Below are 24,606 nucleotides of genomic sequence, written 5' to 3'. Positions count from 1 at the left end.
CGCGGGCCTCAGCTCGCGTTGTTCGACCCGGACGCCGACGCCGTGGCGGAGCCCGTCCCCGGCCGCACCACCACCGTGCAGGTCGTGCCCGCGGCCAGCATCACGTCGGCGGGCACCGAGTCGATCCGCACGCGCACCGGCACGCGCTGCGCGAGGCGCACCCAGTTGAAGGTCGGATTCACGTCCGCGAGCAGTTCGTGGCTTTGCGGATTGTCGCGGTCGTAGATACCGCGCGAGATGCTCTCCACATGGCCTTGCAGCGTGCCGCCGCTCATCAGCCGCACTTCGGCCTGATCGCCGACGCGCACGTGCGGCAGCTTGGTTTCCTCGAAGTAGCCATAGACCCAGAACGAGTGACTGTCGACGATCGCGAGCTTCGCGGCGCCGGCGGTCGCATAGTCGCCGCGGAACACCGACAGGTTGGTCACGTAGCCGTCGACCGGCGACACGACGCGGGTGCGCTCGAGGTTCAGCTTCGCGGCATCGAGCGCGGCGAGTGCCTGCTGATAGGCGGCATCGGCGGCGGACGCGGTATGGGTCGCGTTTTCGCGGCTTTCCTTTGACACCACCTGCGAATCCATGTCGGCACGACGTTGCGCGTCGTCGCGCTTCATCTGCAATTCGGCGCGGCGCGCGGCAACGGCGGCCTGCGCCTGCTCGACCGCGATCTGGTAGTGCGACGGATCGATCTGCATCAGCAGGTCGCCCTTCTTCACCAACTGGTTGTCCTTGACCGGCAGATCGACGATCGCGCCCGACACGTCCGGCGCGACGTTGACGATCTCGGCACGCACGCGGCCGTCGCGGGTCCACGGTTCGTCCATGTAATGGACCCACAGCACGCGGCCAATCAGGATCGCGACGATGAAAATGACGGCTGTCGCGATGAAGCCCACAAGATTTCGGATGGTCATGTTTCGACTCTGATCAACGATAAACGGCGAGGCCGAGAAGGCCGCACACGGACACGAGCAAGCTGGCCCGGAACAGGGAGGGGTGCCATACCACGCGATACAGGCCCGTATAGGCGATCACGCGATCGAGTAGCCAGGTCAGCGCGGCACCCGCGATGAACAGCAGCAGAACGGCCGGCACGTAGGCATCGAGCACGGCGATATCACGCGGCATGAGGAACTCCTTCTTCTTCTGATGCGTCCGCGCGCGGGCCGATCGCCGAGGCGAGCGGCGACTGCGGATCGAGCAGCGCGGTACGGATGAAATGCAGTTGACTGAGGATGCGCAGCAGCTGATGGCGTTCGTCGCGCGACGGTGTGTAGCCGGCCATCAGCTGCTGCACCTGCGCGATCGCATCGGCGGTCGCCGCGAGCGCGCGCGCGAAGTGCTGCTCGCGCGGCCGCTCGAACAGCGCCGCGAGCGCATCGCGCAGCGCGCGCATGGCGACGCGCCACGCCGCCGCTTTGTGGTAGCGCGGCTCGTTGGGCAGTGTCGCGATTTCGCGGCGCAAGTCGATCATCGCATTGCCGACCTCCAGCACCGAAAACAGCCAGCGCAGCGTGTCGCGCTTCGTCTCGGGCTCGTTCTGCGACAGCGCGTTGATCTGGAACATCAGATCGCGCGCGCCGCTTTCGAAGCGCGAGCGCACGCGCGCCAGACCCGCGCGGCCGGCCAGCACCACCTGGCGGCGCAGATCGACGAGCAGGCGGTTGCGCAGCCACGGCGTCGACGGCGGCAGCAGCACCGCGAACGCGATCGACGACACCAGCATCGACAGCACCAGCGCGAGCGCGTCGTTCATGAACGAGCTTGGGTCGTAGTGGATCACGTTGTCGGGCCCGGCGAGGAAGCAGAAGAAGATGCAATAGCCGACGCCATAGCCCGCGAGCTGCGGACGTGTGGTCATGAACACGCCGAGCAGCAGGAACGGCGTGAGCGCGACGCACAGCATCGCGAAGCCGTCGATGTGCGGATACACGCCGAACACCGCGATCAGGCCCATCAGCGTCGCGAGCACCGTGCCGCCGGCCATCTGGAACGCCGTGCGCTTCGGATCCGGCGACGACGACGCGAGCGCGCACACGGCCGCCGCGTCCAGCGTCAGCGTCGAGCCGCTCGGCCAGGCGGTCGCGATCCAGAACGCGCCGAGCACCAGCATCACGATGGCCGCCCGCAGGCCCGCGACGCCGGCCGCGATCGCGTTGGTCTTCGGCTCGTAGCGCTCGATCCAGCGTTCGCGCGCGTGCGTGTCGACCGCGAGCGACGCGTAGGTCGCCGCGTAAGCGTGCAGGTCGTCGATGAAGCGGTACAGCAGCTCGGCGGCCGTGTCGAAATCGAGCAGCGGCGCGTCGGGATGCGTTTCGAGCTCGCTGCGCGTCGCGCGGACGCGTCTCGGCAACTCGGCCTTGTAGGTGTCGAGTTGCGCGGCGGCGTGCGCGGCGTCGGCCGCGCTCAGCACCGGCTCGCCCGACTTCGCGAGCAACGGCGCGATCTCCTTGAAGTACGGCTCGAGCGCGGCGATCGCAATCGACGCGCCGTGCGTGCTGCTGTCGCGCAGACGGTTCATCAGCTGATGCAGCGCGTGAAAGCGCGTCGACGCGGTCATGAACTCGCTGTTCAGACGCGCGAGGCGTCCGCCGCGCATGCGCGAATCGGGGCCTTCGAACACGGCGACGCTGCGCGCGGCCTCGAAGCCGACGATGTCGGCGACGAAGCGCGCATTGGTCGCCTCGATCTGCGCGCGGTCGTTGCGCCCGGCCAGCGACGCCGACACGTACTCGACGAACGCCGAGAAGCGCGCGCGCACGGTGCCGCGCATCTGCAGGCCGGCGAACTGCGGAAACACGAGGCCGCTGACCGCGCCCGCGCAGACGATGCCGATCACCACTTCCGCGACCCGCGTGAGCGCGCTCAGGAACGCGCCGTCCGGATGCTGCGACGCCGGGATGCCGATCAGCGCGGCGGTGTAGCCGGCCAGCACGAAGCCGTACGAGCGGAAGTTGCGATTGCGCGCGGCGCCGGCGGTGCAGATGCCGACCCAGATCGCGGTCGAGATCAGGAACAGCTCGGGTTGCTGCGCGAACAGGCCGATCAGCGCGAGCATCACGACGAGACCGACCAGCGTGCCGCAGATCCGGTAGAAGCTCTTGGCGAACACCGCGCCGCTTTGCGGCTGCATCACGATGAACACGGTGGTCATCGCGGTGCGCGGCTGCGGCAGATCGAGCTTCATCGCGATGCCGAGCGCGAGGAAGCACGCGGCGAGTGACTTGAACAGATAGATCCACACGAGGCCGTCGGTGCGCGCCCAGTGGGCGGCGGCTTCGTAGAGCGCAGCGAACGACGCGGGGCGCGCGCTCGACGGGGAGGGCGAGGAGGACATGGCCTTGCTCACTCGGCCGCGGGCGCGTTCGGGGTACGCGCGGCGGTGGTGGTGGTCGCGGTAGTGCTCGTGACAGCGCGCGACGTCGCGGCGACGTCAGCATGGACGCCTGCGTTCGCGGCGCTGGTCGTATCGGCCGCCGTACGATGGTCCGCACTGGTTGCGGCAGCCGCTTGCGCCGTTGCGTTCGCATTCGCGGCCGCCTGCGTGTCGCCGGCAGCCGTCGAGCCGCTCTTGCCCTTGCCATGCGCCGGCAACGTTTCGTTGTCCCGCGGACCGTTGGCCGGATCGTCGAGACCGCCGCCGAGCGCCGTCATCAGCGACGCGTGCGCGCCGAGACGTTCGGCCTGCACCTTGGCGACGCCTTCCTGCGCGCGCAGCAACTGGTTTTGCGCGACCAGCACGTTCAGATAGTCGGTCAAGCCGCGCCGGAAGCTCTCGCGCGACAGATCGTAGTTCCTGCGAGCGGCGGCGACCGAGCGGTCGGCGTCGTCGGCCTGGGTGCTCAGCGAACGGATGCGGATCACCTGGTCGGAAATGTCCTTCAGCGCCCCCACGATCGACCGGTTGTAGCGCTCGACCGCCTCGTCGTAGCCCGCCGATGCCGCGCCGAGCTGCGAGCGCAGCCGGCCGCCGTCGAAGATCGGCAGCGTCAGCGCGGGACCGACGCTCCAGCTATGCGACGGACTCTTCAGGAACTGGAACAGCGGCCCCATCGCCGCATAGCCGCCGATCGACGCGAGCAGGTTGATGTCCGGATAGAACCCGGCTTTGGCGACGTCGATGCCGCGCGCCTGCGCGGCAACCGTCCAGCGTGCCGCGACCACGTCGGGGCGGTGGCCGATCAGATCCGCCGGCAGCGCGGCCGGCAGACCGGCCGGCGCGGCGAGCGACAGCGTCGGGCGCTGGATCGCGTCGCCGGCGCCCGGACCCTTGCCCGCGAGCGCGGCCAACCGGTTGCGGCCGAGCGCGATCTTCTCCTCGATGGCGTCGATCTGGCGCTCGTACTCGGGCAGCGGCGTTTCGGCCTGGCTCACTTCGAGCTGCGTGCCGATGCCGCCCTTCAGGCGCCGGTTCGCGAGGTCGACGATCTGCTGCTGTTGCTGCAGCGTAGCTTTCGCGATGTCGAGCAACGCGTAGTTCATCGACATCTCGATATAGGTGCGCACGACGTTCGCCTGCAGTTCGAGCTGCGCGGCGCGCGCGTCGGCGGCGCTGGCGTGCGCGAGGTCGAGCGCGCGCTCGGCGGCGTTCTTGTCCTTGCCCCAGAAATCGAGGTGATAGGCGAGCGCGAGCGTGCCGGTGTTGTTCCACGACTGCTCGCCGGCGAGCGGACCCGGACCGTAGAACACGTTGTCGGGCCACTGCTCGCGCTGGATCGACAGGCTACCGTTGACCTGCGGCGCGAGCGCCGCGCGCGCGACGCCGGCCATCGACGCCGCCTCGCGCACGCGCGCCTGGGCGACCGCGAGACTCGGATTACCGGCCTGCGCGTCGGCGATCCACTGGTCCAGCTGCGGATCGTTATAGGCGCGCCACCAGTCGGCGGCGGGCCACTGCGCATCGGCATTGGCGGCGCGGATCGCGTTGCCCGCGTCGAGCGACGAAGGATCGATCGTGTGCGTTTGCGGCGCCACGCCTCCGGTACTTGCACACCCGGCGATTGTTAATAGGATCGTAAGAACCGCGGCTGCGGCGATCCCTTTGGGTACCGGAGACTGCACGATTTCCTCCAAATTTGACTATAGAACCTTGTGCGCAATTATATTTTTCGATCGATTGCGGAATAACCGGTAAAGATGCAAGGCATTTTTACGCTTTATGAGATAATTGCCATTGCTGATCGTGTAACAATCGCTGCCGATTATTCGCAACTGTGTTGCATGGGACCGGGGTAAGGGCTAGAGCGCCAGCACTGGTCGACAGAGGATAGGTATGGACACGCTTCAAAACATGCGCGTTTTCGTCCGCGTCGTCGAAGCGGGCAGCTTCACGGGCGCCGCGCAACATCTGAATACGACGACGGCCTACGCGTCGCGCGCGGTTTCCGATCTGGAAGCGCATCTGCGCACGCGGCTTCTGAACCGGACCACTCGCCGCATCGCGCTGACCGAGGCCGGCGAGCGCTATCTGCAGCGCTGCGAGCAGATTCTCGCGTACGTGGATCAGGCGGAGGCCGAGGCGAGCGACGCGCACGCGCGCCCATCCGGCAAGCTGAAGGTTCACGCGATGACGAGTTTCGGCCAGCACTACGTGGTGCCGGCCGTGGGCCGATACCAGGAGCGCTACCCGGACGTGCATGTCGAACTGACGCTTGCGCAGCGCATGCCCGATCTGCTCGACGAAGGCTTCGACGTGTCGTTGACGCTCGCGACCGGCCTGCCGGATTCGGGGCTCGTGTCGCAGCGCATCGGCAGCGCTTTCAGCATTGCGTGCGCGTCGCCGGCGTATCTCGAGCGGCACGGCGTGCCGCAAACCCCGGCGGACCTCGCGCAGCACAGCTGCCTGCAGATGGTGACGCCGGTATATCCGTCGGACAAATGGACCTTCGACGGCCCGAACGGCGAGGAAGTCGTGTCGCTCGGCGCGACGAAGTTCCAGGTGAACGTGGCCGAGGCGATGGTCGTGGCCGTCGCCCAAGGCATGGGCGTCGCGCTGATTCCGATCTATTCGGCGATCAGCGGTTTGCGCAGCGGCGAACTGGTGTGGCTGCTGCCCGAGTACACGTCGCAGCCGATGAACCTGTATGCGCTTTATCCGTCACGGCAGTATCTGGACGCGAAGATCCGCACGTGGGTCGAATTCCTGCGCGACGAGTTGCCCTCGACGCTGGCGGCGGATCAGGAGGAGTTGCGCCAGTTCGCGCGGACCTGAATGGTGTGCTCGTCATGCGTTGACGTTCGTGGGGCACGCCGAGTGCGGCACGCGGAGTGCGGCACACGGTGCGAGGCTCGCAGCGTGACACCCTGTTACACACACGCCGCATCGCAACATTTCTTTACTTCTGCCGCGCAGTCGATTTGTTAACGTGTCGTTCACGCGTCGCCGCTTTGGTCGGACGCGCTGGATTCGCCGCCGTTCGGCACCTCGCAACCACTGAAGGACGACACATCCATGGATACGCACCTGATGATCGGCTTGGCCGTCATGTTTGGACTGATCGGCGTCGCCGCGTCGCGCGATTTGCTGCGCCGGATGCGCGTACAGCAGCCACGGCTCGTGCCGGTCGAGGTCGAGTCGCAGGACGCGCAGCGGCGAGAGCAGTGAGCAACGCGAGCGGGTGGATCCGATGCAGCCGGCCCGTTAGCACCGGCTATTAGCACCCTTTAGATCTCGACGACTTTGTCCCACGCAAACTGCGGATTTTCCCACTGGCGGGTGCGTCGATCGAAATAGCCGCGCGGATTGCACACCACGCGCGTGCCTTCCACGACATAGTCGAAAGACGTATGCGTGTGGCCATGAATCCACAGCGCGACAGGCGCGCGCACCAGCTCCGGCAGATGATTGACGAAGCCCGCCGACACGCGGTCTTCGGCATATCGCTCAGCCAGACTCAGCCGATGCGGCGCGTGATGCGTGACCACGATCGTTTGGCCGGCGAACGGTTTGGCCAGTTCGCTTTCGAGCCACGCGCGGGCATGCCGGTGCAGCGCGAGCGAATCGGCGGGCGTGAAATCGCGCGCGGCGTCGTGCGGGTCGTGCGGCCAGTTCATCTGGATCAGCCCGCGATAATCGAGCATGACCTTGCACGCGGCGACGATCGATTCCTCGATTGCATCGGGCGTCGCGCCGTACAGTTCGAAGTCGGTCCACAGCGTCGTGCCGAGCACGCGCCAACGGCCTTCCGGATCGACGAACGCGGCGTTGTTCAGCACATGCACGTTGTCGACCTGCGCGGCAGCGTCGAGCGTCGCGCTTTCTAACGCACCAAATTCGCCGTCGTAGTACTCGTGATTGCCCGGCACGTAGACGACCGGCACCGTGTCGTCGAACGCCTGCGCGGCCCAGCGCGGGCCGGCCCCATGGTTGTGAATGTCGCCCGCCAGCACGATCAGATCCGCCTGCGCATGCGGGATCAGCTCAGGTTCATCCATTTCCAGATGCAGATCGGACAGCACGCGAATCTTCACGGACGCGACTCCTGCGAAACGCCTCCGCGCCGGATCGCGGAGGCTTCTGACATTAGCGTAGCACCTTGCCCGGATTCATCAGGTTCAACGGATCGAGCGCCTGCTTGATCGCGCGCATCATCCGCACTTCGACGTCCTGCTTGTAGTGCGCGGCCTCGTCGATCTTCAGCTGGCCCAGCCCGTGTTCCGCGCTGATGCTGCCGCGATGCGCATCCACGCTGTCGTAGACGATCCGGTTGATCGGGCTCTGGTACTGCCGCAAAAACGTCTTCGCATCGACGCCCTCGGGTGCCTGCACGTTGTAGTGCAGATTGCCGTCGCCGAGATGGCCGAATGTGACCATGCGCGCGCCCGGCGCGGCTTGCGCGATCGCCGCATCGGTCGATTCGATGAAGTGGCCGATGCGTGAAATCGGCACCGCGATGTCGTGCTTGATGTTCAGGCCTTCCTCGGCCTGCGCGAGCGGAATGTGCTCGCGCAGATTCCAGAATGCGCGCGACTGCGCGAGGTTTTCCGCGACCACGGCATCTTCCACCAGACCCTGCTCGAGCGCGGTTTCCATCAGCCCCTCGAACAGCGTGCGCGCGTGCACTTCGCTTTCGCTGTCGGACAGTTCGAGCAGCACGGCCTGCGCATGCGGTTCGGCGAACGGATAACGCATCTGCTCGAAATGCCGGCCGACGAGGCGCAAACAGAAATCCGACATCAGCTCGAAGCCGGTCAGCAACGGCCCGGCGACGCGTTGCGTGAGCGCGAGAAAATCGAGCGCCGCATGCGGCGACGCGAGCGCGGCGAGCGCGGTGACGCGTGCGGCCGGCTGCGGATGCAGCTTCAGCACCGCCGCGGTGATCAGGCCGAGCGTGCCTTCCGCGCCGATGAACAGGTCGCGCAGATCGTAGCCGGTGTTGTCCTTGCGCAGCCCGCGCAGGCCGTCCCACAGTTCGCCCTGCGGTGTCACCACTTCGAGGCCCAGGCATAGCTCGCGCGTGTTGCCGTAGCGCAGCACACCGGTGCCCCCCGCGTTGGTCGACAGATTGCCGCCGATCGTGCAGCTGCCTTCGGCGGCGAGACTCAGCGGAAACAGACGTCCGGCCGCTTCGGCGTGCTTTTGCACGTCGGCGAGGATCACGCCGGCTTCGACGGTGATCGTGTTGTTGTGCGCATCGATGTCGCGCACGCGGTTCAGGCGACGCAGGCTGATGACCGCCTGCGCGCCGCTCGCGTCGGGTGTCGCGCCACCCGCGAGGCCGGTGTTGCCGCCCTGCGGCACCAGCGCGACGCGATGCTCGACCGCGAGCCTGACGAGCGCAGCGACTTCGGTGGACGTGGCCGGACACAGCACCGCGCAGGCCGCGCCGGTGTAGCGGCGGCGCCAGTCGGTCAGGAAAGGCGCGGTGTCGTGCGGATCGGTCAGTACGTGAGCCGCGCCGACGGCGTCGCGGCAGGCGGCGAGGAAAGCGGTGTGGTTCATGTGGGGCGGTTGGCGGTGTTAGGTGCGGGCACGGTGTCGGAGCGTGGCGGCTGTCAGGCGGGCGGCGGCGGTTCGCCAGCAGCCTGCCGGGCCGCCTCGCTTGCGGCCTGGTTTGCAGCCCGTTTCGCGATTCGCTTCGCCGCGCGCTTGAACGGCCCGACATACGCGAGCGCGCAGGCGAAGAAGATCGCGGCAAGCGCCGCTTGCAGCCAGCCGAGCCGGGCGCTCAAGCCATGATCGCTCCAACCGCGCACGATGCCCTCGGCGAAGTACAGCAGAATCAGCATCGACGCCCACTGCAGCGTATAGAGCCGACGTCGCCACACGCCCGGCAACGCGGAGAGCAGCGGCAACGCCTTCAGCACGAGCAGCGAGCCGCCGGGGCGCAACGGCGCGAGCCACCATTCCCATGCGACGGCAAGCACGATCATCGCGACGAGCGTGAAAGTGGCGAGGCGCGCGGCGGCGCCTTTGGGCTGCACGGGCGCGAGGCTTGCCGAGGCCGATGCGTTTGCCGCGAAGCTTTCGGTTGCCGCCTTCGGATGGGCATCGGAGTTCGTGCTCGCGGATTCAGCGCCGCGAGCGTCCCGCAGGGCGGTGTCGCGTTCGGTCGGTTGCGGATGCGGTTGGTTCACGGCTTTACGCTCACGGCCTTTCGCTCATCGACGCCGCGGTGCGCGCGACGCGTGCACCCAGCGCGATCGCCAGCGTGCGTTCGTCGGCGGAGATGCCCTGGCCGGCCGTGCCCGCGCGCGCGAAATGCGACGCGCCATACGGCGTGCCGCCGGTTTGCGTGGTGGTCAGCGTGCTCTCGGTGTACGGAATGCCGACGATCAGCATGCCGTGATGGAGCAGCGGCAGCATCATCGACAGCAGCGTGGTTTCCTGGCCGCCGTGCAGACTGCCGGTCGACGTGAACACGCAGGCGGGCTTGCCCGACAATGCGCCGGATAGCCACTGCGGCGTGGTGCCGTCGAGAAAGTATTTGAGCGCGGCCGCCATGTTGCCGAAGCGGGTCGGCGAGCCGAGCGCGAGGCCCGCGCATTCTTCGAGGTCGCGCAGTTCGACGTACGGCGGTCCTTCGGCGGGGATGTCCGGCTCGCTCGCCTCGCAGACCGTGGAAATCGCCGGCACGGTGCGCACACGCGCCTGCATGCCGGGGACGCTGTCGACACCGTGCGCGATCGCCAGCGCGAGCTCGCGCGTGGCGCCGTGACGGCTGTAATAAAGCACGAGAATGTCTTTCATAGGCCTCATCAGTGAACGGGTATTATAGGGGTTCGGTCCGTTGCACAGGCCACTGATAGCCGTTCGGCCAGGAGGTTCGGCCCGACGCCGCGCGGGGTTCCCGCAGTCCCGGTCTGACGGTTCAGCACGCAAGGAGGCAGGTTTGTTGGTTAGGGTGCGTTTCGATCTCGACACGCTCAAACGGCTGGCGCAATTCGCCGCGCAACGCATCGGCGAGGATCGGATTCCGCAGGTCGCGGGCAGCCTGACGTTCACCACGATGCTCGCGCTCGTGCCGCTCGCCACCGTCGCGTTTGCGCTGTTCACCGCGTTTCCGATCTTCAGCTCGTTCCAGGCGTCGCTGCAGTTTTTTCTTGCCGACCACCTGATGCCCGCGCAACTGAACGATCAGATCTTCAAGTATCTGAACCAGTTCGCGTCGAAGGCCAAAGGGCTGACCACGATCGGCATGATCATCCTGTTCGTCACCGCGGTGATGACGATGATGACCGTCGAGTCCGCGTTCAACGTGATCTGGCGCGTGCGCAAGGCGCGGCCCGTCGCGCAGCGCATTCTCGTCTACTGGGCGATCATCACGCTCGGTCCGATCCTGATCGGCGTGAGTCTATCGATCTCGTCGTATCTGTTCACGCAATCGATGTCGTTCAGCGCCGCGCAGCGCATCACACCGCTGATCGAATGGGCGCTCGCGAGCGCCACGCTGCCGTTCACGATGCTCGCGTTCACGATCCTTTACGTTTATTTGCCGAACTGTCGCGTCGAATGGCGCGACGCGGTGGTCGGCGGCGTGATCGCCGCGGTCGCGTTCGAGCTCGCCAAGCGCGGTTTCGGCTATTACGTGCGCCGTATTCCGACCTATACGGCGGTGTACGGCGCGTTCGCCGCGGTGCCGCTGTTCCTGCTGTGGATGTACCTGTGCTGGTTCATCACGCTGACCGGCGCGATGATCGCATCGGCGTTGCCGGCGATTCGCATCGGTCAGTTTCACCGCCCCGTGTTCTATGGCAGCAATCTGTTCGATTCGCTCGAATTGCTCGCCCGCTTGTGCGAAGCGCGCGAGGGCGGCAGACGCGGTTACACGATGCCCGAGCTTGCGCGCATGCTTCGCCGCGACAAGGACACGACGCTGATGCTGTTGCAACGTCTCGAGGAGATCGAGTGGATCGCGCGGCTGGAGGAGGACCACACCGGCCCGCACTTCGTGCTGCTCGCGAACCCGGCGCAGGTGACCGTGCAGCGGCTGTACGACCTGTTCGTGATCGACCGCGCGGAGCTGACGTATCAACTCGAACTGGATTCGACGCGCGTGGACGGTGGCATGCTGCTCGCCGCGCTCGACAATGACCAGCTGAAGGTGACGCTCGCCGCGCTGCTGGCCTCGCGCGCGGCGGCACGGGCGGCGCGATTCGCAGACGGGCAGCGCGCGGCGGCTTCGATGCCGCAGCAGGCGGCGTGACAGGGCGGCTCGACCTGAAGCCGCCCCGCTAGAACGCTCGAACTACAGCGAAATCTTCCCCACGCAGATGTCTTTGAACATCACCCAGTCGCCCATCAGGCTGTAAAACGGATGGCGGAAGGTGGCCGGCCTGTTCTTTTCGAAGAAGAAATGGCCGACCCACGCGAAGCCATAGCCGCACACCACGGCCGCCGGCAACCATAGCCAGTCGCCGGTGGCGAGCGCCATCGCGAGGCAGCCAATCACGCCGAGCGAGCCGACGAAATGCAACCGCCGCGACGCGATGTTGCGATGCTCGCTCAGGTAATACGGATAAAACTCCGCGAAGCTCGCGAAGTGATCGGTATGCGCGGTATGAGCCATGACGGCCTCCGGAGGCTGAAAAAGACGGCTTTTCAATCATTCTCCGGCGATCGCCTGCCTAACGCAACCTGGCCCATCCGGCAGATGGTGCGGTGGGTTCGGCGTGGGTATTGTGACGATTCCGCGGTGATTCGGTGGTGATTCGGTGGCCATTCGCAACAGCATTTCCGGTGGCTGCCTGCGGACCACCGAGCGACGCAACGAGCCGCCACCGCACGCCCATTCAGCCCGCTTCGTGAGCCGCCCGCAAAGCGAAACTGAACAGCGCATCGAGCGTCGCGTCGGGTTGCTCGGTCATCAGCGCGTGGCCCGCATCGAGCGTGACGGTATCGACCGGCGCGCCCGCCTGCGCGAGCGCATCGGCAAGCGCCTTCGCCGCGCGCGGCGGCGTCATCGCATCGCGCCGGCCCACGATCAGGCGCGTCGCGCAACGCACCTGCGCCGCGCGAGCGAGGCCATCCGCATAGGTGTGGCAGGCGGTGAAGTCGGTGTGGAACAGATGCGGTTCGCCGCTGGCGGACACGTGCTCCATCAGCCGCTGGTTCATGCCGTGCAGCCAGAAGCCGGGACCGGGGCACGAGGGTTTCGCGGCGAGCGTCGAATGCGACCACTGGTTCACCATGTCGATCGCCTCGGGTTCGCGATTGAGCGCGGCGTCGAGCAACGCGTCGGAGACGCTCATCGGCAGCGCGGTCGCGAGCAGCGCGAGATGCGTGGCGCGCTGCGGATAGCGGCCGGCGAAGTCGAGCGCGATCAGCGAGCCCATGCTGTGACCGGCGACGAACGCTCGCGCGACGCCAGCGGCGTCGAGCAGCGCGGCGAGCCAGTTGGCCAGCGCGGCGATGCTGACGAGCGCGGGGCCGGCGCTGCGGCGATGGCCCGGCAGATCGACCGCGAGCACGCCGAAGCCGTGATGCGCGAAGTAGCGGCTTTGCAGCGCCCACACGCTGTGATCGTGCTCGGCGCCATGAATGAATACTGCCGTCGGCAGGCTCGCGTCGAAGGGTTTGCCGCCGGTGTACGCGTAGGCCGGTTTGCCTTGAACGGTGACGATCATGCGGACTCCGGGCGGGCGGGGGTGCTGGTGGCGGCGGGCACGGCGGCGGCGGTCTGCCGTGCTGTAATGCCGTTCGGCGTCGCGGGACGACCGCCGGACGCCGGTTGCGCGGCTTTTTGCGCGGCCTTCAGCGCGCGCTTGAGATCGTCGATCAGGTCATCCGGATCTTCAAGACCGATCGACAGACGGATCGTGCCTTCGGTGATGCCGGCCGCGGCGAGCGCGGCGGCATCCATGCGGAAATGCGTCGTCGACGCCGGATGGATCACCAGCGAGCGCGCGTCGCCGACGTTCGCGAGGTGCGAGAACAGCGTGAGCGCTTCGATAAAGGCGCGCCCGGCCGCGCGGTCGCCGCGCAGGTTGAAGCTGAACACCGCGCCGGCGCCGCGCGGCAGCAGCCGTTTGGCCAGCGCGTGGTCGGGATGTGTCGGTAGCTCCGGATAGGCGACCGATTCGACCGTCGCATGACCGGCGAGAAAGTCGACCACGCGCCGCGTGTTGGCGACGTGTCGCTCCATGCGCAACGGCAGCGTCTCGATGCCTTGCAGCAGTTGCCACGCGGCTTGCGGATGCAGGCACGCGCCGAAGTCGCGCAAACCTTCGCGCCGCGCACGCAGCAGGAACGGCGCGACGGTGCTTTCCTCGGCGAACACCATGCCGTGGAAACCCTCATACGGCTCGGTGAATTCGGGAAAGCGGCCGGAAGCCTCGAAGTCGAACGTGCCGCCGTCGACCAGCACGCCGCCGATCGTCGTGCCGTGGCCGCCGAGAAACTTGGTCGCCGAGTGGTAGACGAAGTCGGCGCCATGCTCGAACGGGCGCAGCAGGTAGGGCGTCGTGAAGGTCGAATCGACCAGCAATGGCACGCGGTGCTCGTGCGCGATCTGCGCGAGCGCGGCGATGTCGAGCACGTCGAGGCCCGGATTGCCGAGCGTTTCGCCGAATAGCAGGCGCGTGTTGGGGCGCAGCGCGGCGCGCCACGCGCCGAGGTCGCCGGGCTTCACGAACGTCGTCTCGATGCCGAAGCGCCGCAGCGTGTACTGCAGCAGATTGTGCGAGCCGCCGTACAGCGCGCTCGACGCGACGATGTGCGAGCCGGCGCCCATCAGCGTCGCGATCGCCAGGTGCAGCGCGGCCTGGCCGCTCGCGGTGCCGATCGCGCCGGCGCCGTTTTCGAGCGCGGCGACGCGCTCCTCGAACACGGCGACGGTCGGATTCGAGATGCGTGAGTAGACGTGGCCGGCGCGCTCCATGTTGAACAGCGCGGCGGCGTGGTCCGTGTCGCGGAACGAAAACGACGTGGTCTGGTAGATCGGCGTCGCGCGCGCGCCGGTGGCGGGGTCGGGGGCTGCGCCGGCGTGCAGCGCAAGCGTGTCGAAACGGTTGGCGGACATCGTGGGCGGCGGGCCGTGAGGGGCCACGCGAAAGATCAGGGTGGGGCGGCCATCCTATCATTGGTGCGCGCCGCTTCAAGCGCGGTTTTCCCGCGGGTTTGCCGCCGGGTCGATACGTGGGTTCGTGCGGCTCGCGCCGGGAGCGGGGCGTGCCCGCTATGTGGAAGTCAGATGAATTCGACATCCCGAAAGCTCGCCGAGCCTTGGCCGGCGGGTCGCTTTCCTTTTATGGGCCTTTCCGATAGGATCGAAAAAACATTTCATGCATTGCACGATTGGCGGTATCAGGAGATAAATCATGCGAGTCAGCGACATTCTTAAAGTCAAGGGCAACACCCTTTTTACGGTCACGCCGGATACCACGCTGCATGACGCCGTCAATACCATGGCCGAGCACGACATCGGCTCGCTCGTCGTGATGGAGTACGGCGACCTCGTCGGCATGCTGACGTTTCGCGAAATCATCCAGACGTTGAAAGAGAACGGCGGCAGCGTCGGCACCTCGACGATCCGCAAGGTGATGGACGACCATCCGCTCACCTGCACGCCCGAAACCGACGTCAACGAAGTTCGCCGCATGATGCTCGAGCATCACGTGCGCTATCTGCCCGTGATGGAAAGCCGCACGCTGATGGGCGTGATCTCGTTTTACGACGTCGCGAAGGCGGTGGTCGAGGAGCAGGGGTTCGAAAACCGCATGCTGAAGGCCTATATCCGCGACTGGCCGGAAGAACAGGAAGGACAGGACCAGCAGCCGGCGCGCTGATGCGCGTGGCTCGAACGTCGCGCTCCGGCCGTCGCCGCGAGCGCGAATCCGCCGACAGGGCGCGCGCGCAAGCGGGCGCTTTTTTTGTGTCCGGCCCCCGGAGCCTGGATCCGGCTGGGGAGGTTCGCGGGAGCGCCAACGCGCGGGGCGATGCGATGTTTCTGCCCGCTCCATCGCGAACCGCGCCGGGCGAGGCTTAGCCGCGGAAATGATTGAAAGCTCCCTCCGCGGTAACACCGCGTGTCGCGGGCCGGCCCGCGTGCGCGTCGCACCTGCCTGCTTGCCGGCCGCGCGTTACGTATCATTGCCATTTTTCCGCGCCGTTCTTCCGACTTCATGAACGATCGTCCTTTGCCTGCCGCCCGCCGCGCCGCTCGCGCGCACGAAGCGCACGAATCCCAGTTCCGCCTGCTCCGTCAGCGCCGTTTCGCGCCGTTTTTCTGGACCCAGTTTCTGGGTGCGATGAACGACAACGTGTTCAAGATCGGTTTCACATCGCTCGTCACGTATCAGGCGGCGCGGTTTTCTGGCATCGATCCGAAAACCGCGGCGTTCCTGATCTCCGCGATTTTTATTTTGCCGTTCGTGCTGTTTTCGGCCACCTCCGGCCAGATCGCCGACAAGTACGACAAGGCGTTGCTCACGCGTCTCGTCAAGACGTTCGAGATCGCGGTGATGCTGGTCGGCGGCGCGGGATTCTGGCTGCATAGCGCGCCATTGCTGTACCTGTGCACGTTCCTGATGGGGGTGCATTCGACCGTATTCGGACCGGTCAAGTACTCGTATCTGCCGCAGCATCTGTCGAAGGCGGAACTGGTCGGCGGCAACGGCATGGTCGAGATGGGCACCTTCGTCGCGATCCTGATCGGCACGATCGTCGGCGGCGCGGGCGCGGGGTTCGCCGAGCATGGCGCGGTGGTGCTCGCTTGCGCGTGTATCGCGATCGCGCTGATCGGGCGCGCCGTGTCGGGCTTCGTGCCGGCCACGCCCGCGCCGCAGCCGGAATTGCGCATCAACTGGAATCCGGTCAGCGAAACGTGGCGCAATCTGAAGCTCGCGCACGAAAACCGCACGGTGTTTCTGAGCCTGCTCGGCATTTCGTGGCTATGGTTCGTCGGCGCGACGTTCCTCGCGTCGTTTTTCAACTTCGCGAAGGACGTGCTGTCCGCCGATCCCGACGTCGTGACCGTGCTGCTCGCCACGTTTTCGATCGGCATCGGCACCGGCTCGCTGCTGTGCGAACGGCTCTCGAAGCGGCGCATCGAGGTCGGGCTCGTGCCGCTCGGCTCGATCGGCATGAGCGTGTTCGCGATCGATCTTTTTTTCGCGAGCCACGCGCTGCCGCCGGCGGGGCATCTGCTGAGCGTCGGCGAATTTCTCGGGCGGCTCGCGCATTGGCGCGTGCTCGCCGATCTGTTCCTGCTCGCGATGTTCGGCGGTTTTTACAGCGTGCCGCTGTATGCGCTGATCCAGAGCCGCAGTCAGCCGAGCCATCGCGCGCGCATCATCGCCGCGAACAATATCCTCAATGCGCTGTTCATGATCGTGTCGGCGCTGATGGCGATGGGCCTGACCGCCGCAGGCTTCGGCATTCCGGCGATCTTCCTCGTCACCGCGCTGCTGAACGTGGTCGTCGCGGGCTACATCTATTCGCTCGTGCCCGAGTTCCTGCTGCGCTTCGTCGCGTGGCTGCTCGTGCACACGTTTTACCGGATCCGGCTCGTGCACGCGGAGCGAATTCCGGAGCAGGGTGCGGCGGTGCTCGTATGCAACCACGTCAGTTTCGTCGATGCGATCGTCATCATGGCCGAAAGCCCGCGGCCGATCCGCTTCCTGATGGATCATCAGATCTTCCGCTCGCCGTTCGTCGGCTGGCTGTTCCGGCACGCGAAGGCGATTCCGATCGCGCCCGCGCATCAGGACGCGGCGCTGCTCGCGCGTGCGTACGATCTGTGCGCGCAGGCGCTCGCGGACGGCGAGCTCGTCTGTATTTTTCCCGAAGGCAAGCTGACGCGCACCGGCGAGCTGAATCCGTTTCGCCATGGCGTCGCCGAAATCGTCAGGCGGACGCCGGCGCCGGTGATTCCGATGGCGCTGCGCGGGCTGTGGGGCAGCGTGTTTTCGCGCGCGGTGGACGCGAACTGGCCGCGGCCGATCAGCAAAGGTGTGATGAGCCGACTGAGCCTCGCGGTCGGCGAGCCGATCGACCCGGCGCTCGCGACGCCGGAGAAATTGCAGCAGCTCGTGACCGAGCTGCGTGGCGCACGTAAATAGCCGTGGGCCGGTGCGCTAACGCCGTGGTGGCGCGTTCGCCCGTTATCACCCGATTGCGGCCGCGGGCGTCCTGGCCGGTCGGCCATCGTCGTCGTCGGGCCCGGCCTGGAGGCGAGCGGACTGGCATAATAGCGTTCTCCCCGTATTTCTTTGGACGACGCTCATGTCCGGCAACACGCTCGGTACGCTTTTCACTGTCACCACCTTCGGCGAATCGCACGGCCCCGCTATCGGCTGCGTGATCGACGGCTGCCCGCCGGGCATGGCGCTCAACGAAGCCGACATCCAGTTCGAACTCGATCGCCGCAAGCCGGGCACGTCGCGCCACGTGACGCAGCGCCAGGAAGAGGACAAGGTCGAGATCCTGTCGGGCGTGTTCGAAGGTCAAACCACCGGCGCGCCGATCGCGCTCCTGATCCGCAACACCGACCAGCGCAGCAAGGACTACGGCAATATCGCCGAGACCTTCCGCCCCGGCCACGCCGACTACACCTACTGGCATAAGTACGGCATTCGCGACTACCGCGGCGGCGGCCGCTCGTCGGCACGGCTGACGGCGCCGACGGTGGCGGCGGGAGCGGTCGCCAAGAAGTGGCTGCGCGAGAAGTTCGGCACCGAGATTCGCGGCTATATGGCCGCGCTCGGCGAGATCGACGTGCCGTTCGTCGATTGGGCGCAGGCGCGCGAAAACCCGTTCTTCGTGCCGAATGCGGAGATCGTTCCGCAACTCGAAGCGTATATGGACGCGCTGCGCAAGGACGGCGATTCGATCGGCGCGCGTATCAACGTGGTCGCCTCCGGTGTGCCGGTCGGCCTCGGCGAGCCGCTGTTCGACCGCCTCGACGCCGACATCGCGCACGCGATGATGGGCATCAACGCGGTGAAGGGCGTCGAGATCGGCGCGGGCTTCGCGAGCGTCGCGCAACGCGGCTCGGTGCATGGCGACGAGCTGACGCCGGAGGGCTTCGTCGGCAATCACGCGGGCGGTGTGCTCGGCGGTATTTCGACGGGGCAGGACATCACGGTGTCGATCGCGATCAAGCCGACCTCGAGCATTCGCACGCCGCGCCGTTCGATCGACAAGGCGGGGCAGCCGGTGGTCGTCGAAACCTTCGGGCGGCACGACCCGTGCGTCGGCATTCGTGCGACGCCGATCGCCGAGTCGATGCTTGCGCTCGTGCTGATCGATCACGCGTTGCGTCATCGCGCGCAATGCGGCGATGTGGCCGTCGCCACGCCGAAGATCGCGGCGAGCGCGCCGTAACCTGTGCTTGCACGACGAGAGTCTCGCGACTTTCGCCGACCTCGCGCCGCTTATGAGCGGCGCTTCCTGAACGCTTCCTTTTTTTCCGCGATTGCGCCGCGTGGGCACACAGCCCGCGCGTAGCGTGGCATCGCGTGCGCAATCACGCACGCGACGTCAAAAAAGAGGGGAGTAGAAAAACGGGAACGACAGTGCGAACGCACCGTCGAGGCTGACCTTCGGAGCGCAAAGCTGTCGCAATGCGCCGCGAAGGCAAACAGCACACCAATCACATATTCGGATAGTTCGGACCGCCACCGCCTTCCGGCGTCACCCACACGATATTCTGCGTCGGGTCCTTGATATCGCAGGTCTTGCAGTGCACGCAGTTCTGCGCGTTGATGACGAGCCGCTCGTTGCCTTCGTCGTTCTTCACGAACTCGTACACGCCGGCCGGGCAATAGCGCGACTCCGGTCCCGCATAGGTCTGCCAGTTCACGTTGACCGGCACGGTCGGATCTTTCAGCGTCAGGTGCGCCGGCTGATTTTCCTCGTGATTCGTGTTCGAGATGAACACCGAGGAGAGCCGATCGAACGTGAGTTTGCCGTCCGGCTTCGGATAGGTGATCGGCTTGCACTGCGATGCCGGCTTCAGCATCTCATGATCGGAATGCTGATGATGCAACGTCCAAGGCACGTTGCCGCCGAGCAGCTTCTGCTCGAGACCGACCATCAGCGTGCCGAGGTAGAGCCCCTTGCTCATCCACTGCTTGAAATTGCGCGCGCGATACAGCTCGGTGTAGAGCCACGACGTCTTGAACGCATCCGGGTAGGCGGTCAGTTCGTCCGACTGACGGCCGGTCTGCACCGCGTCGAATGCGGCATCGGCCGCGAGCATGCCGGTCTTGATCGCGGCGTGCGAACCCTTGATGCGCGACGCGTTCAGGAAGCCCGCATCGTCGCCGACCAGCGCACCGCCCGGGAACACCAGCTTCGGCAGCGACAGCAGGCCGCCCGCGGTGATCGCGCGCGCACCGTACGACACGCGCTTGCCGCCTTCGAGGATCGCGCGAATCGCCGGATGCGTCTTGTAGCGCTGGAATTCCTCGAACGGCGACAGATACGGATTCGAATAGCCGAGACCGACCACGAAGCCGACCACGACCTGGTTGTTGTCCATGTGATAGAGGAACGAGCCGCCGTACGTGTCGTTCTCCAGCGGCCAGCCGGCCGTGTGCATCACCAGCCCCGGCTTGTGCTTCGCGGGATCGATCTCCCACAGCTCCTTGATACCGAGCCCGTACACCTGCGGATCGACGCCGTCGCGCAGCTTGAACTTCTCGTTCAGCTGACGGCCGAGGTGGCCGCGCGCGCCTTCGCAGAACAGCGTGTACTTCGCGTGCAACTCCATGCCGAGCTGGAAGTTCTCGGTCGGCTCGCCGTCCTTGCCGATGCCGAGGTTGCCGGTGGCGACACCCTTGACCGAGCCGTCGTCGTTGTACAGCACTTCGGCCGCCGGAAAGCCCGGGAAAATCTCGACGCCGAGCGCCTCGGCCTGCTGACCCAGCCAGCGCGTCACGTTCGCGAGGCTGATCACGTAGTTGCCGTGGTTCTTGAAATTGTCCGGCAGCGCCCAGGTCGGCACGCTCTTCGCGCCCGTTGCCGACAGGAACAGGAAGCGGTCTTCGGTCACGTCGACCGTCAGCGGTGCGCCTTTTTCTTTCCAGTCCGGAATCAGCTCGGTCAGCGCGCGCGGATCCATCACCGCGCCCGACAGAATATGAGCCCCGATCTCAGAGCCTTTTTCGAGTACGCACACGCCCAGCTCGACGCCTTTTTCGGCGGCGCGCAGCTTCAGACGAATGGCCGCCGACAGGCCCGCAGGGCCGCCGCCGACGATGACGACGTCGTACTCCATCGACTCGCGCGGGCCGTACTGCTCAATGAGACTTGCGGGGGTCATTGATGCTCCTCTTACCGTTAGAATGCTTTTTTCGGGTTCGTATTGTGGGCGATCGATTCCCGCGCCGCAACCCAAAAGCCACAGATTAGCACGATCGTACTATTTCATGATACGGTATAGACCCTTAGCCGCGGTCCTACCGAACCCCGTCAACCGCAGTTGTCACTACAACCGAACAAGGAAAGACAATGGGCCGTTCGATCAATCTGGAAGGCAAGGTCGCGCTGATCACGGGCGCTTCGAGCGGGTTGGGCAAGCGCTTCGCGGTGGTGCTGTCGCAGGCGGGCGCGAAAGTCGTGCTGGCGAGCCGACGAACCGAGCGGCTCAAGGAGCTGCGCGCGGAAATCGAGGCGTCCGGCGGCGCCGCGCACGTCGTGTCGCTCGACGTGACCGACTACCAGAGCATCAAGTCGGCGGTCGCGCACGCGGAGACCGAGGCCGGCACGATCGACATCCTCGTCAATAACTCGGGCGTGTCGACCACGCAGAAGCTGTCCGAGGTCACGCCGGCGGACTTCGAATACGTGTTCGACACGAATACCCGCGGCGCGTTTTTCGTCGCGCAGGAAGTCGCCAAGCGCATGATCATGCGTGGCAACAACGCGCAGAAGCCGTCGTACCGGATCATCAACATCGCGTCGATGGCGGGCTTGCGCGTGCTGCCGCAAATCGGCCTGTATTCGATGAGCAAGGCCGCGGTCGTCCACATGACAAAGGCGATGGCGCTCGAGTGGGGCAAGCACGGCATCAACGTGAACGCGATCTGCCCCGGCTATATCGACACCGAGATCAACCATCACCACTGGTCGACCGACCAGGGGCAGAAACTCGTGGCGATGCTGCCGCGTCATCGGGTCGGCAAGCCGGAGGATCTCGACGGGCTGTTGCTGCTGCTCGCGGCGGACGAATCGCAGTTCATCAACGGCTCTGTGATCGCCGCCGACGACGGCTTCGGGCTCGCGTGAGCGGGCCGTCCCAGGTTTCAACAGTCAGGCAGAAAAAGGAAGAACGGAAGTACAGGATGAGCGATTTTCACGCAGTTTTCGAAATGACGATGCCGATCCGCTGGGGCGACATGGACGCCTTCGGTCACGTCAACAACACGGTTTATTTCCGCTACATGGAGCAGGTGCGGATTTCCTGGTTCGAGCACATGGACTTTCTCGGCCAGCGCGCGGACGGGCAGGGGCCGGTGATCGTCAATGCGTCGATGGAGTTTCTGAAGCAGCTCCACTATCCGGGCGACGTGATCGGCCGGATGTCGGTGGCCACGCCGGGGCGGAGCAGCTTCGATACGGCTTTCGAGCTCCTTCGCGCCGATGAGCCGGATACGCTCTACGCACGGGGCGCCGCGCGATGCGTGTGGATCGACTACGCGGCGGGCAAGTCGGTGCCGGTGCCCGACGTACTGCGCGCGGCCATCGAGAGCGCGGCGCTCGTCAAGGCGGACTGACCGCGCCGTCTGACAGCGCCGTCTGACAACCCGGCCTGAGCGCGCGGCTCGACCACGCCGTCGCGCGCTTCAAATTTCCTCCGTCAATCGCCGAGCATCCTCCGTCAATCGCCGAGCAGCCGCTGCAACAGCTCGGTCGCATTGCCCGTGTCGTATTTGCGCATGAGCCGCGCACGGTAGACGTCGACCGTGCGCGGGCTGATGTCGAGCACGCGGCCGATCTGCTTGCTGGTCTTGCCCGTCACCAGTTGCGCGGCGATTTCGCGCTCGCGCGGCGTCAGTTCCACCGCGACCCGCCGGGTCGCGCTCAGATCCTCGAAGGTCCAGACGCCCGCTGCGTGCGGGTCGGTGCGCTGCTGCGCGCGGCCCGTCACGTGACACCAGAACAGCTCGCCATTTGCGCGCTTCATGATGCGGTCGTCCGCGTAGCTCCCTTGCGCGGTCATGATCGGCGGGATGCGCGCGCCGATGCGCTCGAATTCATCCGCCGACGGATACAACACCTGAAAGGACTGACCGATCAGCGCGTCGCGCGCGTAGCCGAAAATCGACGCGAGCTCGTCGTTGCAGTCTTCGATCGTCCGCTCGCGGGACAGCACGAGGCCGATCGGCGCGAGGTGAAACGCAGTGCGGTAATCCAGGGCGGGCATGGGCGGGCGGCAAGTACTTATGTATTTTTGCGTATTGTGCCGCATGGCTGGCCCAGCGTACTCTTTCGGGCAGATGACAACGCGGCATATGCCGCGGATGACTAGAATGACGTAGCGGTATTGGGAGGCGACGTGAAGTTCGCCAGCCGCGATATCAGCCGCAATGATCCGGCGGCCTGCGTACAGGTTTCGGGTTTCCATAGAGGAAGGGACAAACAGATGAACAAGGTCTATCCAGGCGCCGCCGAGGCGCTGAAGGACATCGTCAAGGACGGCCAGACGTTCGCCGTCGGGGGCTTCGGCTTGTGCGGCATTCCCGAGGCGCTGATCGCGGCGCTGCGCGATACGAAGGTGCAGGGCATCACCTGCATCAGCAACAACGCGGGCGTCGACGGTTTCGGCCTCGGCCTGCTGCTCGAGACGCGCCAGATCAGGAAGATGATCTCGTCGTACGTCGGTGAGAACAAGGAGTTCGAGCGCCAGTACCTGGCCGGCGAACTCGAGCTCGAATTCACGCCGCAAGGCACGCTTGCCGAGAAGCTGCGCGCGGGGGGCTCGGGCATCCCGGCGTTTTTCACGAACACCGGCTACGGCACGCAGATCGCCGAGGGCAAGGAAACCCGCCAGTTCGGCGATAAACACTACGTGCTCGAACATTCGCTGACCGCCGACGTCGCGCTCGTCAAGGCATGGAAGGCCGACAAGTCCGGCAACCTGATCTATCGCCGCACCGCGCGCAACTTCAATCCGATGTGCGCGATGGCTGGCCGCATCACCGTCGCGGAAGTCGAAGAGATCGTCGAAGTGGGCGAGCTCGATCCGGACGCGATCCACACGCCTGGCATCTTCGTGCAGCGCATCGTGCTGAATGCGCATCCGGAAAAACGCATCGAACAACGCGTCGTCCGCGCGAAAGGAGACTGATCATGGCATGGACTCGTGACGAAATGGCCGCGCGCGCGGCGAAGGAACTGCAGGACGGCTTTTACGTGAACCTCGGCATCGGCCTGCCTACGCTGGTCGCGAACCACGTGCCGGCGGGCGTCGAAGTGTGGCTGCAGTCGGAGAATGGCCTGCTCGGCATCGGCCCGTCGCCGCTGGAAGACGAAGTCGACGCCGACCTGATCAACGCCGGCAAGCAGACAGTAACGACGCTGCCGGGTTCGTCGATTTTCTCGTCGGCGGATTCGTTCGCGATGATTCGCGGCGGCCACATCAATCTGGCGATTCTCGGCGCGATGCAGATCAGCAAGAAGGGCGATCTCGCGAACTGGATGATCCCGGGCAAGATGATCAAGGGCATGGGCGGCGCGATGGACCTGGTGGCGGGCGTCAAGCGCGTGATCGTGCTGATGGAGCACGTCGCGAAGGGCGATCAGCACAAGATTCTCGAAGAATGCACGCTGCCGCTGACGGGCGTGGGTGTGGTCGACGAGATCATCACCGATCTCGGCGTGATCGAAGTGACCGAAAACGGCTTGAAAGTGACCGAACTCGCGCCGGGTGTGAGCGTCGAGGAAATCACGGCGAAAACCGGCGCGCCGCTCGATGTGAGCGCGGTGAGCTGACGCGGTTCGAAGTGCGGCTCTCGCGGGTCGGTTGCGACCGCGCGGCGGCTGCGGTGTTGTCCGGACGGGCGAGACGTGAGTCTCGCCCGTTCTGTTTGTGCGCCCAGCATGGGCGTACTCCTGCGGGTGTAAGTCCCGCCATAAGCTGGTCATAGCGAATGAAGTGAAGCGCAACTGCACGAGGGCGACCGGGTGTGGGGAGGAAGCGTGGAGCGTAAATCGCGAGCGGA

23 protein-coding genes are annotated in these 24,606 nt (G+C 65.9%); 10 read left to right on the top strand and 13 right to left on the bottom strand.

The window, feature by feature from the left end:
• Positions 1-8: 8 nt before the first annotated feature.
• The 4 genes from EVC45_RS38050 to EVC45_RS38035 are packed head-to-tail and all read right to left on the bottom strand — an operon-like array spanning position 9 to position 5,061.
• The gene (locus tag EVC45_RS38050; protein WP_129963270.1) at positions 9-914 is read right to left on the bottom strand and encodes an HlyD family secretion protein; all 906 of its coding nucleotides are present in this window, start codon (positions 912-914) and stop codon (positions 9-11) included.
• A gap of 13 nt (positions 915-927) precedes the next feature.
• Positions 928-1,128: a DUF1656 domain-containing protein gene (locus tag EVC45_RS38045; RefSeq protein WP_129963269.1), complete on the bottom strand. Its 201-nt coding sequence runs from the start codon at positions 1,126-1,128 to the stop codon at positions 928-930.
• Positions 1,118-3,337 (bottom strand): FUSC family protein, encoded by a 2,220-nt coding sequence (locus EVC45_RS38040; RefSeq protein WP_129963268.1) that lies wholly within the window; start codon positions 3,335-3,337, stop codon positions 1,118-1,120. Before EVC45_RS38040 ends, EVC45_RS38045 begins: the two co-directional genes overlap by 11 nt.
• An 8-nt stretch (positions 3,338-3,345) precedes the next feature.
• A complete protein-coding gene (locus EVC45_RS38035) occupies positions 3,346-5,061 on the bottom strand; it encodes an efflux transporter outer membrane subunit (RefSeq protein ID WP_129963267.1) in 1,716 nt (571 codons plus the stop codon).
• Between the two features lie 211 nt (positions 5,062-5,272).
• Between EVC45_RS38035 and EVC45_RS38030 the strand changes: the two genes are divergently transcribed.
• A complete protein-coding gene (locus EVC45_RS38030; protein ID WP_129963266.1) occupies positions 5,273-6,211 on the top strand; it encodes a LysR family transcriptional regulator in 939 nt (312 codons plus the stop codon).
• A gap of 240 nt (positions 6,212-6,451) precedes the next feature.
• Positions 6,452-6,604, top strand: coding sequence for a hypothetical protein (locus tag EVC45_RS45895; protein WP_168991613.1), 153 nt, complete (start codon positions 6,452-6,454; stop codon positions 6,602-6,604).
• Between the two features lie 59 nt (positions 6,605-6,663).
• Here EVC45_RS45895 and EVC45_RS38025 read toward each other — a convergent pair whose 3' ends face one another.
• From EVC45_RS38025 to wrbA, 4 genes are read right to left on the bottom strand one after another with little or no spacing between them, the layout of a single operon-like run.
• On the bottom strand, positions 6,664-7,470 hold the full coding sequence (locus tag EVC45_RS38025) for a metallophosphoesterase (RefSeq protein ID WP_129963265.1): 807 nt from the start codon (positions 7,468-7,470) through the stop codon (positions 6,664-6,666).
• 52 nt (positions 7,471-7,522) lie between these two features.
• Entirely contained in the window at positions 7,523-8,941 is a 1,419-nt protein-coding gene (locus tag EVC45_RS38020; protein WP_129963264.1) for an FAD-binding oxidoreductase, read from the bottom strand.
• A 53-nt stretch (positions 8,942-8,994) separates the two neighbouring features.
• Positions 8,995-9,576, bottom strand: a complete 582-nt coding sequence (locus tag EVC45_RS38015; protein ID WP_129963263.1) for a DUF2069 domain-containing protein — start codon at positions 9,574-9,576, stop codon at positions 8,995-8,997.
• Between the two features lie 10 nt (positions 9,577-9,586).
• Complete coding sequence (gene wrbA / locus EVC45_RS38010; RefSeq protein ID WP_129963262.1) at positions 9,587-10,189, bottom strand: NAD(P)H:quinone oxidoreductase; 603 nt, start codon at positions 10,187-10,189, stop codon at positions 9,587-9,589.
• A gap of 142 nt (positions 10,190-10,331) precedes the next feature.
• On the opposite strand from wrbA, the gene EVC45_RS38005 reads away from it, so the two are divergent.
• Positions 10,332-11,645: a YihY family inner membrane protein gene (locus tag EVC45_RS38005; protein ID WP_129963261.1), complete on the top strand. Its 1,314-nt coding sequence runs from the start codon at positions 10,332-10,334 to the stop codon at positions 11,643-11,645.
• A 42-nt stretch (positions 11,646-11,687) separates the two neighbouring features.
• On the opposite strand, the gene EVC45_RS38000 is transcribed toward EVC45_RS38005, so the two are convergent.
• From EVC45_RS38000 to EVC45_RS37990, 3 genes are all read right to left on the bottom strand, one after another.
• Complete coding sequence (locus EVC45_RS38000) at positions 11,688-12,008, bottom strand: Mpo1-like protein (protein ID WP_129963260.1); 321 nt, start codon at positions 12,006-12,008, stop codon at positions 11,688-11,690.
• A 223-nt stretch (positions 12,009-12,231) separates the two neighbouring features.
• Positions 12,232-13,065, bottom strand: coding sequence for an alpha/beta fold hydrolase (locus EVC45_RS37995; RefSeq protein WP_129963259.1), 834 nt, complete (start codon positions 13,063-13,065; stop codon positions 12,232-12,234).
• Entirely contained in the window at positions 13,062-14,459 is a 1,398-nt protein-coding gene (locus EVC45_RS37990; protein WP_129963258.1) for an O-acetylhomoserine aminocarboxypropyltransferase, read from the bottom strand. The genes EVC45_RS37995 and EVC45_RS37990 overlap by 4 nt, the downstream gene beginning before the upstream one ends.
• Before the next feature lie 298 nt (positions 14,460-14,757).
• Between EVC45_RS37990 and EVC45_RS37985 the strand changes: the two genes are divergently transcribed.
• The 3 genes from EVC45_RS37985 to aroC all read left to right on the top strand — a co-directional run bounded on the left by EVC45_RS37985 (position 14,758) and on the right by aroC (position 18,763).
• The gene (locus EVC45_RS37985) at positions 14,758-15,225 is read left to right on the top strand and encodes a CBS domain-containing protein (protein WP_129963257.1); all 468 of its coding nucleotides are present in this window, start codon (positions 14,758-14,760) and stop codon (positions 15,223-15,225) included.
• Between the two features lie 336 nt (positions 15,226-15,561).
• Positions 15,562-17,499, top strand: coding sequence for an MFS transporter (locus tag EVC45_RS37980; protein WP_129963256.1), 1,938 nt, complete (start codon positions 15,562-15,564; stop codon positions 17,497-17,499).
• A gap of 163 nt (positions 17,500-17,662) precedes the next feature.
• On the top strand, positions 17,663-18,763 hold the full coding sequence (gene aroC / locus EVC45_RS37975) for a chorismate synthase (protein WP_129963255.1): 1,101 nt from the start codon (positions 17,663-17,665) through the stop codon (positions 18,761-18,763).
• A 268-nt stretch (positions 18,764-19,031) separates the two neighbouring features.
• Here the strand turns inward: aroC and EVC45_RS37970 are convergent, their stop codons facing one another.
• Positions 19,032-20,705 carry an electron transfer flavoprotein-ubiquinone oxidoreductase gene (locus tag EVC45_RS37970; protein ID WP_129963254.1) on the bottom strand — a complete coding sequence of 558 codons (1,674 nt, stop codon included), beginning with the start codon at positions 20,703-20,705 and terminating at the stop codon, positions 19,032-19,034.
• A gap of 188 nt (positions 20,706-20,893) precedes the next feature.
• Between EVC45_RS37970 and EVC45_RS37965 the strand changes: the two genes are divergently transcribed.
• Positions 20,894-21,670 (top strand): SDR family oxidoreductase, encoded by a 777-nt coding sequence (locus EVC45_RS37965; protein WP_129963253.1) that lies wholly within the window; start codon positions 20,894-20,896, stop codon positions 21,668-21,670.
• A gap of 56 nt (positions 21,671-21,726) precedes the next feature.
• On the top strand, positions 21,727-22,158 hold the full coding sequence (locus EVC45_RS37960; protein ID WP_129963252.1) for a thioesterase family protein: 432 nt from the start codon (positions 21,727-21,729) through the stop codon (positions 22,156-22,158).
• Between the two features lie 104 nt (positions 22,159-22,262).
• On the opposite strand, the gene EVC45_RS37955 is transcribed toward EVC45_RS37960, so the two are convergent.
• Complete coding sequence (locus tag EVC45_RS37955) at positions 22,263-22,808, bottom strand: LuxR C-terminal-related transcriptional regulator (protein ID WP_018421157.1); 546 nt, start codon at positions 22,806-22,808, stop codon at positions 22,263-22,265.
• Positions 22,809-23,027: 219 nt separating this feature from the next.
• Between EVC45_RS37955 and EVC45_RS37950 the strand changes: the two genes are divergently transcribed.
• Complete coding sequence (locus EVC45_RS37950) at positions 23,028-23,732, top strand: CoA transferase subunit A (RefSeq protein WP_129963251.1); 705 nt, start codon at positions 23,028-23,030, stop codon at positions 23,730-23,732.
• Positions 23,733-23,734: 2 nt separating this feature from the next.
• Positions 23,735-24,376: a CoA transferase subunit B gene (locus EVC45_RS37945; protein WP_129963250.1), complete on the top strand. Its 642-nt coding sequence runs from the start codon at positions 23,735-23,737 to the stop codon at positions 24,374-24,376.
• Positions 24,377-24,606: the final 230 nt, after the last annotated feature.

The sequence above is a fragment of the Paraburkholderia sp. UYCP14C genome, from assembly GCF_004197395.1.
GTDB lineage: Bacteria > Pseudomonadota > Gammaproteobacteria > Burkholderiales > Burkholderiaceae > Paraburkholderia.
Note: the sequence above shows the minus strand (reverse complement) of the source record. Positions and strands in the feature narration are given on the sequence as shown.